We start from the raw sequence: 15,009 nt of genomic DNA, 5'->3' as shown, positions 1-15,009 counted from the left end.
CTACGGCTGCTCGAAATGAGGCGACGTACGGCGACAAGCCAGGCCGTGTCTCATAATTGATCTTGTGGTGGGTTACTGTTCCTCGGCTCGCAGTCACTGGATCAGTGAGGCGAGGAGGACGCCGGCTCGGTAGCGGTTGGCCGGTTCGTCGAACCTGGTTGCCACTGCCCGGAACTGCTTCAGCTTGGCGAAGCACCGCTCGACAACGTTCCGGCCCTTGTAGGTGGTCTTGTCGAAGGCCGGTGGTCGCCCGCCGCGGCCTGCGCGGCGGGCGCGGTTGGCGATCTGGTCGCGGCGTTCGGGGATGGTCGCTTTGATCCGTCGGCGTCGCAGTAGGTTGCGGATCTTCCGGGAGGAGTATGCCTTGCCGGCCACGACCCGGTCGGGCCTGGTCCTCGGCCGCCCGGTCCCGGCCCGCGGGACGCGGATGGCGTCGAGGACGGCGGGCAGCATACAGGCCTAAGGCAGCAGGAGTCGCTGGGTCGGTCCGGAGAGGCTGAGCAAGTGGTCGAAGATGGCGGCCACCGGGTCCGGCTGCGGGTCGAGGGCGGTGAAGAACCGGTCCATCTCCGCCGGGCCGGCCGGGGGTGGGGCGTCGAGGCAGTGTCTTGCCTGGGTGCGGGTGTTGGCCAGGGCGGCCGTCCAGGCGGCCTGCTCCGAGGCGACCGGGACGGGGAAGTAGGCGTCGGCCCGGTCGGCCGCGTTGAGCAGGTCCGTGCAGGCGTGCCGCAGCGCCGCGGCATCCACGTTGCCGTCCGGGCCGACGCTGCGGTCGGCGGCGGCGAGGGCGTGCTCGTACTGTTGCATGATGCTGCGCCCCCCGAAGTAGCCCCAGGCCCAAACCTGCAGACCTGCCGTCAGGCTGTCCACCGGTCTGCGCTGCAGCGCAGTGACGGTCGGGTCCGGGCCGGACCCGACCGGGCCGGACCTGGCTCCTCCGGGCGTGGTGTAGCCGACCAGGCCAAGTCCGAGCAGGGCCAGGCAGCCGACAGCACCGCAAATACGGCGTACCACACGGTACTTGGGGCTCGGCTCGGCCTCGGGGCAACGGGGAGCGACAGGGGCCCGCCGGCGGAGCCGTGCAGCGGCTGCGAACGGGAGCGCTGCCACGATGCTCACCATCCCCGCCACGGCAAGGAATTGGGGAAGGAAGAAGGCGAGCAGCTGCCGGCCGTTCCCGGCAGGGAAGCCGCAGGAGGCTCGCACCGTCTCCAGCGCGGGCACACAGCCGTCGGTCGCGTTCACGGCGAGCAGGACGGTCAGGCCGGCGGCCGTCGCCGTGCCCGCGCCGACGGCCGCCGCCGCACCGCTGCCCCGGCCCATCAACGCCCCGCTCGCCGCCGCGAGGACCGCACCGCAGAGCAGCAGTACGAAGATCCAGCCGGTGTAGACCGTCAGGGCCGGGACGAACGGCTGCTCGTCCCGCCAGATCCACACCTGGGCCCGGTGCGTCAGGGCGAGGGCCCCGGCGCCGACGGCCGCGCCGCACAGCAGACCGGGCAGGACACCGGCCGCCCGGGCGCGCACCCCGCCGAGCAGCGGGATGACCAGAGGGACGAGCCACAGCGCGACGGTCAGCCAGACGGTCCACCGGAACCGCGCCAGGAGGACGACGATCAGCGTGAGGTTGGCGATGACGTCCGAGGTGGGCGAGGGCGACAACTGCTCCGAGGGCTCGAAGCCGGCGTTCAGGAACGAGAGCGCGGTGGCGGAGGAGTACGGCATCCCGGCGGCGAAGGAGGTCCCGGCCGCCTGCCACCAGCCGTACCACCAGGCGAAGGCCGCAGCGGCGACGGAGACGGTGGCCACCCCGGCCGCCGACCGCCGCAGCCCGGGCCGCAGCCCGGTGGAGAGCGCCGCGCAGCCCGCCGTCCACCAGAGCACGGCGGCGGGCACCAGCACCGGTAGCAGCAGCAGGAGCGCCTCGGGGAAGCGGGGCGCCCAGTCGAGCCCGAGGAACTGGCTGCAGACCAGCTCGCCCAGCAGGTGCCCGGCCCCGAACCAGAGCCCCGCGCGTATCCCGGACGGCCGGGCGGCCCCCGGCGGGGCGTGGACCACGCTGCGCCGGACGGCGCCGGCCGCCACGACGGCGGCCAGCAACGCCGCCGGCCAGACCCCGGGGTCGCCCAGCCAGGTCGGCAGGTAGGTGTTCAGGCCGGGGGTGAAGGTGAGCAGGTAGCCGAGGACGGCGACCGACACCCCGGTCAGCACCAGCTGGGGCGGCCGGACGGCGACCGGCGCGGCGGCGTCGGCCAGCGCGGCGGCCCGGGCCTCCCAGGACGGATGGGTGCGCAGCAGCGCCCGCACCGCCCGGCCCGCCGCCGCCACCGGGCCCCGGCGGCGCTCGGCCGTCCGGCGACGCTGCTGCCGCGTCCAGTAGCCCGGGTCGGCGCCGTGGGCGACGGCGTCGAGATCGGCGTGGATCTCGCGGGCCCGCAGCAACTCGGCGGTGGTGAGCTGCATCAGCAGCACCATGGCCGCCGCCAGGGCCAGATCCCGGGCCAGCGGCGCCGGCGGGGGCGAGTGGAAGGTCGGCGCGAGGACGGCGGGCAGCAGCTTCCACCCGACGGCCACCACGAAGGGGAGGACCACGCAGACCAGGAACACGCGCCAGAGCGCGATGGTCAGGTAGGTCAGGTCGACGTCCCGGTTGCGCAGGTGGGCGTACTCGTGGAGCAGCGTCGCCTCGAAGGCCCGGCGGTCCGTCCGGTACAGCGTCACCAAGCCCAGGTCCAGCCGGAGGCTGTACCGTCCGAACCGTCCGAGAGCGACGGCGTTCACGCTGAACGGCGCCGCCCGGTCCACCACGAAGGCGGGCGTCCTCGGGAGCCCGCAGCGGGTGGCCAGTGCGGTCAACCACTCGGTCAGCTCGGCCTGGTCGAGCGGGACGGCCTGGGTGCGGTGCTGCTTCCAGCGTGGGATGAGCAGGTGGACCAGGACGGCGAGGGCCAGCACGCCGACGGTGCCGAGCAGCGGCAGCCCCAACAGCTTCCACGGGCCCAGGTATGTGTCGACGCACCGGCGGTAGGCCGGAACGCTCAGCGGCAGGTAGTTGGCCAGGCTGGTGTGGTCCGGGTCGGCGCCGGCCGCCAGCGCGCAGCCCCCGGTGGTGTTGAGCGGGTCGACCACCAGCAGCAGCAAGTCCGAGAGCATGGCCAGCGAACCGGCCGTGAACACCCCGGCCAGCAGGACGAAACGCCGGGTAGTCCCGGCCCCGGGCCGGGGGAGGAGGAGTCGGGCACTCCGGTCGCTCATCGGCGGCCCTCGGCACGCCGCCCGGTCATCCGCTTCCCCCGCTGCGCCGCCTGGTCACCCCTCGCCCTCGGCGCTCCGCTCGGGCCCTTCCAGGGCCTGCGGCAGGAGCGCGAGCCGCCGCACCACGCCGTCGGCGATCCGCTCGCCCCGCTCGGGGGACAGGCGGGCCTGCCGCGCCGCCTCCAGCACGCACTGCTCGACCGAGGCCAACTGCTCGGGGGTGAGGGCGGGCAGGGCGACGGGCACCGGAGTCCGGCGGCGGCGGAAGAACCCGCGCCGGGCGAGCCCGGACCGGCCCGCCCGCTCCACCACCGTGTCGACGACCCGCCGGACGGACTCGTCCACGACGATCCAGACGGCCGGAGTCAGCAGGACGCCGAGTTCCTCCAACCCGAAGCCCAGCGGCTCGCCCCGGGTGGGCCGGGAGCCCAGGCGCTCCAGCGCCGTCGCGGGGTCCAGCCCGTGCAGCGACTCGGCCAACGGCAGCTCCGCCGGGGCGAGTCGGGCGATCACCGCGGTGACGATGGCGTCCCGCAGGTCCGCGGCCGACGGCTCCGGCAGGTGCTCATCCGAGGGACTGGAGTTCATGCTGCTCCTTGGCGACCAACTGGTCGACGTCGGTGGGGCTGAGGGGGTGGACGACGAGGTCGAGCCGGTCCGCGTAGTCCCAGAATTGGGAGCTTCCGGAGGCGTTCGCCCTGGCCTGGTTCTCGGCGGCGGCCTGGTCGAAGAGCGGACCGCCCGCGGGGTTGTTGCAGGTGAGCTTCCCGCTCAGGCTCGTCCCGGTCAGCTGGTAGGGCTGCAGGCCGCTGGTGCACCCGCCGACCTCCCGGCCGCCGGTGGTGATGGAGCCCACCTTCAGCTCGATGTACACCTTGTCCAGCACGTAGGCCGCCGAGGAGGCGTTGTAGACGGGGCCGGAGAAGGCGACGTTGACCAGGCAGCCCGTGTGGCTGCAGGCGACGTTGCTCGCACCGTCGTTCTGCTGGAGGATCTGGACCGAGGCGCCGGTCGTGGCGGTAGTGAGCTCCTTGGTGTACTGCACGACCTTGCCGTACAGCCCGGCGGCGTCGGTGACCGGGGTGAGGGTGATGCCGAGCGAGTTGGTGAGCGGCGTGTGCGCCTCCAGCGACCTCGGCTGTTGGCTCGACGGGTTCTTCGCCATCGCCTTCAGCCCGGCCAGCGCCGTGATCAGGTTCGCCGGTTCCCAACGGAGCACCCGGTAGGGGGCTTTCTGCGTGACGTACAGATAACCCTGGACGGTGTCGGCCCGCCAGGCCGGCTGCCCGTCCACGGTGACGGCGGCGGCGGCCTTGTCGCCGACCACCGGGAGGCGGGGCTGCTGGTCGAGGGCCGAACTCAGCGTCGCGGCCAGCTGCGCGGGCGTCACGTAGGTCTTGAGCAGCGAGGCCATGTTCTTCTCGTCGTTGCCCGGGTCGTAGGTCCAGCCCTTGAGCGCGGTGTCGTTCCGGTAGCTCAGGTAGTCGTGCCCGGCGACCGTCACCAGGTCCTCGTCCACCTTGTCCGAGAAGTCCGCAGCCTCGCCCACGGAGCCGAACCGCTCGGCGGCGGCGGTCACGGTGACGTCGTAGTAGCCGGTGTACTGGTCGTGGTCCTGGTACCGCACCCCAGGCGTCCGGGCGAGCGCGGCCAGCGCCTGGGTGAAGGGCTCGCGCACCTCCTGCTTCGGGCTGCCCCCGTCCAGCAGGAGCACCAGGACAACGGCCAGGACGGCCATGACTACGGCGCCCGCTACCGCGAGCCGGCTCCGCCGACGCCGCCACCACGGCCCGGCCCCGGGCCCGTCGGGGCCCAGCAGCGGCTGGGCGCTGGCCGTCGCCGCGGCCGCGTCGGCGAGAAGGCGCTCGCCCCGCTCCGGCCACTGCGGGCCGTGGACCTCAGCAGCGGCCGCCTCCAACTCCGCCAGGAAGGACCGGGCATCGGGGTACCGGGCCTCCGGCGCCTCGGCCGTGGCGCGTACCACCACCCGGCGCAGCGGCTCGGGCAGGTCGTCGGGCGCCGCCGCACCGGGGGAGTGGCCCACCGTGGCGGGCTGACCGCCGGTCAGGCACTCAAGGAACACCAGCGCGGCGGCGTACCCGTCGGAGGCGGGCGAGGCAGGCTCGCCGCGTCGCAACTCAGGGGCGCGGTACGCCGCGTCCGTCTCCGACAGGTCCGCCGTCGCCGCAGCGGCCGGGCGGCCGGTGTTGAGCACCTGACAGTGCCCGGTGAGGTCCACCAGGACGTCGCTCGGTCGGTAACTCCCGTGCACCACGCCCTGCTCGTGGGCGGCGGCCAGACCGAGCAGTGAGTCGCGCAGCACCGCGAGCCCGGCCTCGGGCGGGAGACGACGGACGGCCAGTAACGCCTGCAGGCTCGCGCCCTCCACCGCCGCCATGACCACGGCGACGCCCTCGCCGTCCGGCGAGGGGAGCACCTGGTCGATCCGGACGAGATTCGGGTGTCGCAGCGCGGTGCCCCCGGCGGGCGCCGCGAGGAGGTACTTGACCACGGCGAGCGCACCGGTGGCGTCCGAGCGCACCAGCACGACCCGGCACGGACCGGTGCCGAGCGGTCGTATCTCCGTCGTCCCCGGTACCCGCCAGCCGGGCATCTGCTGCCCCGGCACCGACTGCCCGGGTAACGTCCGGTCCTGCCCCGATGCCTCCGGCATGCTCGCTCCCCCGAGTCGGCAGTCATCCGTGGACACTCAGCCTAGGACCGGCCATACACCCTTGTACATGGCCGGAGTTGACGGCTAGGCCGTGTCTCATGAGTGCTTCGCCAAGCTGAAGCAGTTCCGGGCAGTGGCAACCAGGTTCGACAAACTGGCCAACCGCTACCGAGCCGGCGTCGTCCTCGCCTCACTGATCCTGTGGCTGCGAGCCGAGGAACAGTGACCCACCACAAGATCAATCATGAGACACGGCCTAGTAGACCGGCTGGCGATATTCCGAGGGGCTGACCGCCACCGCTGAAATCGGGCACGATCCTCCAGGGGCCGACGAGCACGGCTGATCGGGTGAGCGGCGCACGAGGTGCGCCCGGTCGAGCTCGGCTGACCGCTCTGGCCGGTGTTCCCGCCTTTTCCGCAGCCGCCCCTCCCGCCCTCGCCGCAGCCGCTCCCGCCCTCGCCGCGACCGCTCCCGGCGCGGCCGTGCCTGACGTGAGAGCGGTCGGGATCGGTGTGAGACTGGGCGCGGAAGGGGTGATCCCCGTGTCGGAGCCACCGCACGCGCCCGCCGGTCCGGATGCCACCATCGACGAGAATCGGCTGGAAGAGCTGGTCATCGAGGCGCAGACGGCCCTGCCGTTCGAGCTGCCCGACCTGGCGAACCGGTGCGCCTCGGCCCTCGGCCTGGGCGCCGCACTGATCTACCTCGCCGACCTGCAGCAGCGGCTGCTCATTCCACTCGACGAGACCTCGGAGCCGCTGCTGGTGGCCGACTCGTTGGCCGGCTGGGCGTACCGCACGGTCTCCTCTCGGGTGGTCGACGCAGACGACGAAGTGATCGTCTGGATGCCCCTGGTCGACGGTGCGGAGCGGCTGGGTGTGCTGGCGGTCCGGTGTGCCGCGCTCGACGGTGTACGGATGCGCCGCTGCCGGATCCTGGCCCATCTGTTCGCCATGCTGATCACCTCCAAGCGCGCCTACAGCGACTGGCTCGCCGCCCGCTCCCGCACCGCGGTCATGCGGTTGCCCGCCGAGATGCTGCGGGCCTTCCTGCCACCCGGAACCGTCGGCAGCAGCAAGTGCGTCTCGACCGCGGTCCTGGAACCGGCGTACGACATTGCCGGCGACGCCTTCGACCACTCGGTGGTCAAGAACGTGCTGCACACCATGGTCCTCGACTCCATGGGTCACGATCTGGCCTCCGGCCTGACCACCTCGGTCGCCATGGCCGCGGCGCGGAACGCCCGCCGCGGTGGTGGCGACCTGGCCGACATCGTCGGCTCCGTCGACGAGGCGCTCGCCCACTGGCTGCCCGACCATTTCTCCACCGGCGTGCTGTGCCGGCTCGACGCGGACACCGGGGTGCTGAACTGGGTCAACTGCGGTCATCCGGCGCCGCTGCTGATCCGTGCCGAGCGGGTGCTCCACGGGGCGCTGGACAGCCCCCCGCAGCCCCCGATCGGCCTGGCCGGTGAACTCGCCCCGGTGGCCCGGCAGGTTCACGAGACGACACTGGAACCCGGCGACCGCGTCCTGCTCTACACCGACGGCGTGGTGGAGGCACGCGACGCGGACGGTGCGGAGTTCGGCCTCGACCGGTTCACCGACTTCATCATCCGCTCCTCCGCCGCGGGCCAGCGCCCGGCCGAGGTGCTGCGGCTGCTCATCCACGCCATCCTCGATCTCCAGTGCGACCAACTGCGGGACGACGCCACCATCCTGCTCTTCGAATGGCGCCCGCAACGCCGGTGATGCGGTACTGCCTGATCTGGCGATGCGTCAGTTCGGTGCTATCGCGTCCTTCCGCCGGGTCCGGGCGGTTGCGGACGGGCCGGTGCGCACCGACGCTCCTGTCGCTAGGCGGGTCGGGGAGCGGGTCGGCTGTGCGGTCGTCCGGCTCGGCTGCGTGGTCGGGGCGGTTACGCGGAGGCGTCCGAGGGGTGCGGGGCGCGGTCCGTGGTCGCCTGGGTGAGCGCGAGGCTGGCGCGGCGGGCGGCGGCGATGACGTCCGCGGGGTCGGCGTCGGTGCCCAGCGCCGCGAGGAGTGCGGCGCTCGCGGTGTCGAAGGTCATCCGCAGCAGGATGCGGTCCTGCGCGCTCGCGCCGTCCTCCGCGAGTAGGTCGATGACTCGGTCGAAGGCCGTGCGGACGTCCTTGCCGCTCTCCGCCAGCCGCCGCATCAGCGGCTGGTTGGCGTGTGCGAGGCGCATGGCCCGGAGGTGGTCCGGGGTGGTGCCGTCCAGCCACCGGAGTGCCGCCCGCTGCGGCAGGTCGGGTGTCCTCGGCTGCGCGGCGACCCAGTCGACGAGGTCGTCGAGGTCACGGCGGCGACCCGCCATGAGGCTCGCGACGATGTCCTCCTTGTTGCGGAAGTGGTAGTAGAGCGACGACTTCGTCAGCCCGAGTGCCTCGGTGAGGTCCCTGGTCGACGTCGCCTCATAGCCCTTCTCGGTGAACAGCTTCAGTGCGACGCGGAGGATCTCCGCGCGCGTCTCGGCGCCCGAGCGCCGGTCACTCCTGCTGGTGGACGTCATGGTCACTCCCTCTCCGTCGTCGCCATCCTACGCGTCTTACCGACCGCCCGTTCAGTAGTTGCTTACCGGGCGCCCGTTCAGCTAACTTCACTTACCGACCGCCCGTTCAGTAAATGTCGGACCGGCCGGTCGCGAGGCTGCCGCCATGAGGTGGGACAGCCACTGCCATGAGTGAAGGAGACCCCATGAAGACCACGCCACGCATCGCCGTCATCGGCGCGGGGCCGGCCGGGCTGGTGTGCGCCCGGGTTCTGCAGCTGCGCGGTGTCGACGTCGCGGTGTACGACGCCGACGCGTCCGTCGACGCCCGGGACGCCGGCGGCACCCTCGACCTGCATGCCGACTCCGGTCAGATCGCGCTGGAGGACGCCGGCCTGATGGAGGCGTTCACCGAGCTCGCCCGGCCCGAGGGGCAGGCCCACCTCCGGCTCGACCAGCACGGTGCCGTGCTCGCCTCGTTCGTCCCCGACGGGGACGACGACGCCGCGCCCGAGATCGACCGTGGCCGGCTGCGGGCGATGCTCGCCGCGCACGTCGCGCCCGGCACCGTACGGTGGGGCCACAAGCTCGTCCGAGCCGTGGCGGTGGGGGAGGGCGGACACCGTCTCGAGTTCGCGGGCGGCGCCGCGGTCGAGGCGGACCTGGTGATCGGGGCCGACGGCGCCTGGTCCAGGGTGCGGCCGCTCGTCAGTGACGCGGTGCCCCGGTACAGCGGTGTCTCACTGCTCGAAGTCCGCTTCGACGACGTCGAGCGCCGCCACCCGCGGATCACCGAACTCGTCGGCGACGGCCACATGTTCGCCAGCAACGGCAACGGCCAGGCGATCATCGGTCAGCGCAACGGCCACGGTGTCGTCCGCGGTTACGTCGGCATGCGCGCTCCGCTCGACTGGCACACCGCCGCCGGCGTCGACCTCGGCGACGCGGCGGCCGTCCGGGGCTTCCTGCTCGAGGAGTTCAGCGGCTGGGCCGAGCGGCTGCTGCCCTTCCTCATCGACAGCGACCACGGCTACACCAACCGGCCTCTCCACGCCCTGCCGGCCCCGCTCGCCTGGGAACGCACCCCCGGGGTCACGCTGCTCGGCGACGCGGCCCACCTCATGTCGCCCTTCGGCGGCCATGGCGCGAACCTCGCCATGCTCGACGCGGCCGAACTCGCCCGGGCGATAGCCGAGGAGCCCACCCTGGACGCCGCCGTCACCCGTTACGAGACGGCCATGTTCGCCCGCTCGGGGCCCCTCGCCGTCGGCGCCAACCAGGCGCTGGAGCGGTTCTTCGCCTCCGGCTCCCACATCCCCGACCACGCGGCCGAGCACCAGCGGTACAAGGAGGCGGCTGCCGACTACCGTCGCCGACAGGGCGCTTCGGCCGCCGAGTAGCCGTGCAGCCGGGTAGCCGACGGTCGTTGCCGCTCCGCGCCGCGGAGCATCAGCCGGGCACGTCCATGCGCTGCGTACCGATCACCGACAGCAGCCGCAGCGCCTCCTCGGACGGCGAGCCGGGGGCGGCGGTGTAGATCACCAGCCGCTGGTCCCGGTCGGTGATCTCGAGAACGTCGCAGTCGACGGTGACGGGACCGACCAGCGGGTGCCGGAGGGTCTTGCACAGGGCGGGCTCGGCACACACGTCGTGGGAGGCCCACAGCCGGGCGAACTCCTCGCTTCCGGCGAGGAGTTCGCGCACCAGGGCAGTCACCTCGGGATCGTCGGGGTAGCGGGCGGCGGTGGCGCGGAGGTGCCGGGCCGCGCTGCGGGCGAACTCCTCCGCGTCCGACAGGCCGTACAGTCGGCACCCGTCCGGGCCCGGCCCGAGGAAGGCGCGGTGCACCAGGTTGCGCTCACGCCGCGACAGGGCGGAGAAGTCCTCCATCAGGGCGGCTGCAAGATCGTTCCAGGCGATCACCTCGTATGTCGCGGACAGCACGATGGCGGCGGCCTGCGGCAGCCGGTGCAACAGGTCGAGGATGCTCTGCCGCACCTCGCGGGAGGGCCCGGTCGGCGGGAGCGGCGGGGCGCCGGCGAGATGGTGGAGATGGCCCCGCTCGGCATCCGACAGGCGCAGGGCGCGGGCCAGCCCGGCCAGCACCTCGCGCGACGGGCGCGGGCCGCGGGCCTGCTCCAGCCGGGTGTAGTACTCGGTCGAGATGAATGCCAGCTGCGCCACCTCCTCGCGGCGCAGCCCAGGGGTGCGGCGGCGCGGCCCGGCGGGCAGACCCGCGTCCGCAGGGGTGATCCGTTCGCGCCTGCTGCGCAGGAAACCGGCAAGTTCTCGTCTGTCCACACCCCAGTGTGTAACGGGAGCCGCCGCCACCATCCAGGTACTGCCGGTACCTGGATGGGTTCCGCGGTCGGGCGCAGGCTCGTCGTCATGGAGAACACGCAGAACACCAGCACATCCACCCAGGCCGGCCCGGGCCTGCTGGCCGGCAAGGTCGCCCTCGTCACCGGTGCCGGGCGCGGCATCGGCGCGGCCGCGGCACGCCTGTTCGCCCGGGAGGGCGCCCGGGTGCTGCTCGCGGCCCGTACGGAGGCCCAGTTGAAGGCCGTGGCCGAGGAGGTACGGGTGTCGGGCGGCATCGCGGACCACGTCGTCTGCGACCTGGCCGACGCGGCGAGCGTGCGCGCCGCCGTCGACCGTGCCGTGGACCTGTACGGCAGGCTCGACGTCGCTTTCAACAACGGCGCGACGGGCACGCCGCCCGGACCGCTGGACCGGGTGCGGGAGGCCGACTTCGACCACGTCTACGCCGTGAACCTCAAGGGGACCTGGCTGGCCATGGCCGCCGAGGTCGCCGCCATCCGGGCCACCGCCGGGACGGGGGCCATCGTCAACACCTCCAGCGTCGGCAGTCTGATGGGCAACCCCGAGCTGCCCGCGTACGCCGCGATGAAGCGTGCGGTCAACAGCCTCACCGAGACGGCCGCCGTCACCTACGGCCCCGAGGGCATCCGGGTCAACGCCATCGCCCCCGGCACCACGCTGACCGAGATGCTGCGCCAGTGGGACGAGGACTCGCCCGGCGTCATCGAGCGGTTGAACGCGAATACCCCGCTGCGCCGGGCGGCCGACCCCGATGAGATCGCCCAGGCCGCCGCCTGGCTGCTCAGCGACCGGGCCTCCTACGTGACCGGCACGGTCCTCAGGGTCGACGGCGGCCTGCGCGCCTGAACCGGCGGCAGGACCCGCGCCGACGGCCCGCAGGTGGTCCGTACGGTCCGTACGGGCTACCTGCGGGCGTAGCCCATCTCCCACGCGTGCACCGCGATCCCGACCCGGTTCTGCACGCCCAACTTCCGCTGGATGCTGGCGACATGGGTCTTGACGGTGCCCGCCGAGATGAACAGCTGGGCGGCGATGTCGGCATTGGTCCGGCCGGCCGCGACCTGTCCGGCGATCTCGATCTCCCGCTCGGTGAGCGCTCCGCCCGGCGGGGTCCGGCGGGCGGCGGAGGACCGGCCGGGGGTGAGATGGCTCAGCAGCCGTACCGTGATGGACGGGCTGATCAGGCTGTCACCGGCCACCGCCGCCCGGACCGCCTCCACCAGCAGGGCGGGCCCCGACCGCTTGAGCAGGAAGCCGGACGCGCCGTGGCGCAGAGCCGGGTAGACGTACTCGTCGAGGTCGAAGGTGGTCAGCACGACGACCCGGACGGGATCCGCGGCGGTCGGTCCGGCGAGCCGACGGGTCACCTCCAGGCCGTCCATCCGGGGCATCCGGATGTCCACCAGCGCGACGTCCGGCCGGAGTTGACGGGCCAGTTCGACCGCCGTGGCGCCGTCGGCGGCCTCTCCGACGATCTCGATGTCCGGCTGGGTCTCCAGGATGCGGCGCACCCCTCGGCGGACCATCTCCTGGTCGTCGGCGATCAGCACACGTATCGTCACGGGAGGTGAGTCTGCCATGCCTGCCCGGGCAACCGAGCCGCCGTCACCTCCCGGCCGTCACCGTGCCGCCCTCACCGTCTCGTCATGGTCGCCGGACCGTCAGCGCCGGACCGTCCGCCGGGCGGAGTCGGCGACCAGGGCGACGGCCAGCAGGGCGGCGGTCAGTGCCGTGACCGCCAGCGGTCCGGGCCCGGCGAGGTGGCCGTGCCGACGGACCACGCCCATGAAGTCGAGCGCCGCCGTGCCGTTGAGCACCAGGTACCAGAGCGGCGGGTAGAGCATCTGGAAGAGCCGGTGGGAGCGGCTGACCAGGCCCAGGGCGAGGCCGAGCGCGGGCACGAACAGCGCCCCGCCGACCCAGCTGGCCAGCATCGGCCAGTCCGCGGCCAGCACTATCCGCACCGCCGGACCCGCGCCGGTCAGCGCGCTGAGCACCACCCCGGCCGCCCACTCCGCCAGCACCCGGCCGCGCGGCGCCGGATATGCGCCGAGCAGCGTGTCGACGCCGTACTCCTCCCGCTGGGTGCCGAGCCGCGACCAGAGCAGCAGCGGCAGCAGCCAGGCGAGCAGCAGCACGCCCCGGGTGCCCGCCGGGTACGGCAGGACGAGGGCGGGCAGCACCAGTGCCGCGAGGAGGAGCCAGCACCAGCGTGGCAGGCCCTGGAGCAGGATGCGCACCTCGCCCGCCAGCAGCCGGCCGAAGGTCCGGCCCGGTACGACGGCGGCCTGCGGCAGCGGGGTCAGCGCGGTGTACGGGGGCGCGGGCCGGTGCGGGACCGGGGCGGCGAGCGGCTCCGGGGCGGGGTCCGTCAACCGGAGGGGAGCGGCGCCGCGCGAAGGGTCGAAGCGGTGGAACCAGAACGCGGGCAGCAGGGCCAGCAGCACCGCGACCAGGACCAGCAGCAGCCGGTCGGCGGCGAAGGTCGGGTCGACACCCATGCCGTTCCACTGGACGGTCTGCAGCGGGTGGGCACGGGAGGTCAGACCGAGACTGAACTCGGCATCGCTCAGGTCGACGTTCCGGGCCACCAGGGCATCGCGCATCGAGGCGACGAACGGCCGCACCCCGAGCCCGCCGAGCGGGGCGGTCGGCGACTGCCCGCCGAGCGCCACCGCCAGCGCCACGAAGAACCAGAGCGCGTTCCCGAGACCGCCGCGCAGTCCCGGCACGGTTTCGACGAGCAGCGCGGCGCCGGCCGTGACCGCCAGCAGCGGCAGCGTGACCAGTAGGTACGGGGTCAGCAGGGCGACCGGGTCGACGTCGGTCGACTCCCCTCGGGTCAGTTGCAGTACCAGGGCGGTACCGGCCAGTGCGGCCGCCATCGAGCCCAGGACCGCCAGGTTGCCGAGGAACTTGGCGGCCAGATAAGCGGTGGAGCGCAGCGGAGTGGTGGCGAGCAGCCGGCCGACCCCGGTGCTCTCGTCCCGGGCCACGGCGCCCCGTACGACGTAGAAGCCGGCCAGGGTCAGCCAGAGCGCGCCGGCCAGCGCGGTCGACCAGCCGACGTAGGCGCTGTTGTAGACGCCCCGGTAGTCCCCGAGGTTGAGCACCGACCAGCGGGTGCCGACGGCCGGAACCGCCAGAGCGCCGAGGCCGACGGCCGCCAGCAGGGTCATCGCGTACGCGGGCCGGCGTGCCCGGTAGCGGAAGTCGCCGAGGGCCAGCGTGAGCAGCGCCCGGGGCGTCATCACCGCACCGCCCAAGTCGTCTGGTCCGCCTGCTGGTTGACGACGGCGAGATACGTCTCCTCCAGGCCGGGAGCCACCTGCACCGCGCCCGGGTACGGCGGTGCGGGCGCGAGCAGCCGTACCCGGACGCCGTCGGCGGTGCGCACCTGCCGGCTCACCAGGTGGCGGGCCTGGACGGCGGCCACCTCGGCCGGGCCGACCACGACCTCCCAGACCTGGCCGGCCAGTTCGCGCAGCAGCTCGTCGGGGGTGCCCCGGCGCCGCAGCCGCCCCTGGGTCATGATCGCGATGTCACCGGCCACCGACTCGATGTCGGAGACGATGTGCGTCGAGAAGATCACCACCCGGTCCGTGGCGAGGCTGCTGAGCAGGTTGCGGACCCGGACCCGCTCCTGTGGGTCGAGCCCGGCGGTCGGCTCGTCGACGATCACCACCCGCGGGTCGGCCAGCAGCGCCTGGGCGATGCCCACCCGGCGCAGCATGCCGCCCGAGTAGGCGCGCAGCGGGCGCCGGACCGCCTCGGTGAGGTTGACCAGTTCGAGCAACTCGTCGATCCGGGTACGGGCCGCGCGGGCCGCCACGCCCTTGGCCGCGGCCAGGTAGCCGAGGAACTCACGCGAGGTCAGGTTCGGGTAGACCCCGAAGTCCTGCGGGAGGTAGCCGAGCGAGCGGCGGAGCAGGTCGGGGTGGGCCAGCGCGTCGTTGCCCGCGAAGCGCAGCTGCCCGGAGGTCGGACGGGTGGCGGTCGAGGCGATGCCCAGCAGCGAGGACTTGCCCGCGCCGTTGGGGCCGAGCAGGCCCAGCATGCCGGGGCCGAGCCGCAGCGTGACGCCGTCGACGGCCCGCTTGCCGCCGCGGTGGACCTTGGTGATGTCGGACAGTTCGAGCACGGTGTCGGCCGCAGTGGGCGACGGCTGCCATGCGGTGGTGATGGGGTGAGGCATGCCCGTCAGCTTCGTCGGTCACGGGCTCG

Annotated in this window: 11 protein-coding genes and 2 pseudogenes; 4 read left to right on the top strand and 9 right to left on the bottom strand. The window is 73.3% G+C overall.

Annotation, left to right across the window (positions count from 1 at the left end; all coding sequences use genetic code 11):
- Positions 1-93: 93 nt before the first annotated feature.
- The 4 genes and pseudogenes from ACWDAK_RS04100 to ACWDAK_RS04085 all read right to left on the bottom strand — a co-directional run.
- Positions 94-441: pseudogene (locus ACWDAK_RS04100) on the bottom strand (transposase); the annotation flags it as partial.
- Between the two features lie 18 nt (positions 442-459).
- Positions 460-3,255, bottom strand: coding sequence for a M48 family metalloprotease (locus tag ACWDAK_RS04095; protein WP_427393721.1), 2,796 nt, complete (start codon positions 3,253-3,255; stop codon positions 460-462).
- Between the two features lie 54 nt (positions 3,256-3,309).
- Complete coding sequence (locus ACWDAK_RS04090) at positions 3,310-3,843, bottom strand: hypothetical protein (protein WP_344634634.1); 534 nt, start codon at positions 3,841-3,843, stop codon at positions 3,310-3,312.
- Positions 3,821-5,929: a serine/threonine protein kinase gene (locus ACWDAK_RS04085; protein WP_344634633.1), complete on the bottom strand. Its 2,109-nt coding sequence runs from the start codon at positions 5,927-5,929 to the stop codon at positions 3,821-3,823. The genes ACWDAK_RS04090 and ACWDAK_RS04085 overlap by 23 nt, the downstream gene beginning before the upstream one ends.
- Before the next feature lie 103 nt (positions 5,930-6,032).
- On the opposite strand from ACWDAK_RS04085, the pseudogene ACWDAK_RS04080 reads away from it, so the two are divergent.
- Together ACWDAK_RS04080 and ACWDAK_RS04075 are read left to right on the top strand one after the other, a co-directional pair.
- A pseudogene (locus ACWDAK_RS04080) lies at positions 6,033-6,155 on the top strand (IS5/IS1182 family transposase); the annotation flags it as partial.
- A gap of 308 nt (positions 6,156-6,463) precedes the next feature.
- A complete protein-coding gene (locus tag ACWDAK_RS04075; RefSeq protein ID WP_425557526.1) occupies positions 6,464-7,681 on the top strand; it encodes a PP2C family protein-serine/threonine phosphatase in 1,218 nt (405 codons plus the stop codon).
- Positions 7,682-7,848: 167 nt separating this feature from the next.
- On the opposite strand, the gene ACWDAK_RS04070 is transcribed toward ACWDAK_RS04075, so the two are convergent.
- Positions 7,849-8,463, bottom strand: coding sequence for a TetR/AcrR family transcriptional regulator (locus ACWDAK_RS04070; RefSeq protein ID WP_344634631.1), 615 nt, complete (start codon positions 8,461-8,463; stop codon positions 7,849-7,851).
- Between the two features lie 185 nt (positions 8,464-8,648).
- Here ACWDAK_RS04070 and ACWDAK_RS04065 point away from each other — a divergent pair, with 185 nt between their 5' ends.
- On the top strand, positions 8,649-9,842 hold the full coding sequence (locus ACWDAK_RS04065; protein WP_427393720.1) for an FAD-dependent oxidoreductase: 1,194 nt from the start codon (positions 8,649-8,651) through the stop codon (positions 9,840-9,842).
- 49 nt (positions 9,843-9,891) lie between these two features.
- Here the strand turns inward: ACWDAK_RS04065 and ACWDAK_RS04060 are convergent, their stop codons facing one another.
- Positions 9,892-10,743, bottom strand: coding sequence for a helix-turn-helix transcriptional regulator (locus tag ACWDAK_RS04060; protein ID WP_344634629.1), 852 nt, complete (start codon positions 10,741-10,743; stop codon positions 9,892-9,894).
- A gap of 87 nt (positions 10,744-10,830) precedes the next feature.
- Here ACWDAK_RS04060 and ACWDAK_RS04055 point away from each other — a divergent pair, with 87 nt between their 5' ends.
- Positions 10,831-11,631 (top strand): SDR family NAD(P)-dependent oxidoreductase, encoded by an 801-nt coding sequence (locus tag ACWDAK_RS04055; protein ID WP_344634628.1) that lies wholly within the window; start codon positions 10,831-10,833, stop codon positions 11,629-11,631.
- 56 nt (positions 11,632-11,687) lie between these two features.
- Here ACWDAK_RS04055 and ACWDAK_RS04050 read toward each other — a convergent pair whose 3' ends face one another.
- The 3 genes from ACWDAK_RS04050 to ACWDAK_RS04040 form a co-directional block, all read right to left on the bottom strand.
- Positions 11,688-12,347: a response regulator transcription factor gene (locus ACWDAK_RS04050; RefSeq protein WP_344634627.1), complete on the bottom strand. Its 660-nt coding sequence runs from the start codon at positions 12,345-12,347 to the stop codon at positions 11,688-11,690.
- A gap of 99 nt (positions 12,348-12,446) precedes the next feature.
- On the bottom strand, positions 12,447-14,036 hold the full coding sequence (locus ACWDAK_RS04045) for an ABC transporter permease (protein WP_427393719.1): 1,590 nt from the start codon (positions 14,034-14,036) through the stop codon (positions 12,447-12,449).
- On the bottom strand, positions 14,036-14,926 hold the full coding sequence (locus ACWDAK_RS04040; RefSeq protein WP_344634751.1) for an ATP-binding cassette domain-containing protein: 891 nt from the start codon (positions 14,924-14,926) through the stop codon (positions 14,036-14,038). The genes ACWDAK_RS04045 and ACWDAK_RS04040 overlap by 1 nt, the downstream gene beginning before the upstream one ends.
- Between the last annotated feature and the right edge of the window lie 83 nt (positions 14,927-15,009).

It is taken from the genome of Kitasatospora sp. NPDC001175 (genome assembly GCF_053598215.1).
This window is presented reverse-complemented; position numbering and strand designations above follow the sequence as displayed.

Excerpts from the sequence above, each read along its gene's own strand:
- ACWDAK_RS04085 (WP_344634633.1), bottom strand. The coding sequence starts at position 5,929 with ATGCCGGAGGCATCGGGGCAGGACCGGACGTTACCCGGGCAGTCGGTG.
- ACWDAK_RS04095 (WP_427393721.1), bottom strand. The coding sequence starts at position 3,255 with ATGAGCGACCGGAGTGCCCGACTCCTCCTCCCCCGGCCCGGGGCCGGG.
- ACWDAK_RS04065 (WP_427393720.1), top strand. The coding sequence starts at position 8,649 with ATGAAGACCACGCCACGCATCGCCGTCATCGGCGCGGGGCCGGCCGGG.
- ACWDAK_RS04045 (WP_427393719.1), bottom strand. The coding sequence starts at position 14,036 with ATGACGCCCCGGGCGCTGCTCACGCTGGCCCTCGGCGACTTCCGCTAC.
- ACWDAK_RS04070 (WP_344634631.1), bottom strand. The coding sequence starts at position 8,463 with ATGACGTCCACCAGCAGGAGTGACCGGCGCTCGGGCGCCGAGACGCGC.
- ACWDAK_RS04090 (WP_344634634.1), bottom strand. The coding sequence starts at position 3,843 with ATGAACTCCAGTCCCTCGGATGAGCACCTGCCGGAGCCGTCGGCCGCG.
- ACWDAK_RS04055 (WP_344634628.1), top strand. The coding sequence starts at position 10,831 with ATGGAGAACACGCAGAACACCAGCACATCCACCCAGGCCGGCCCGGGC.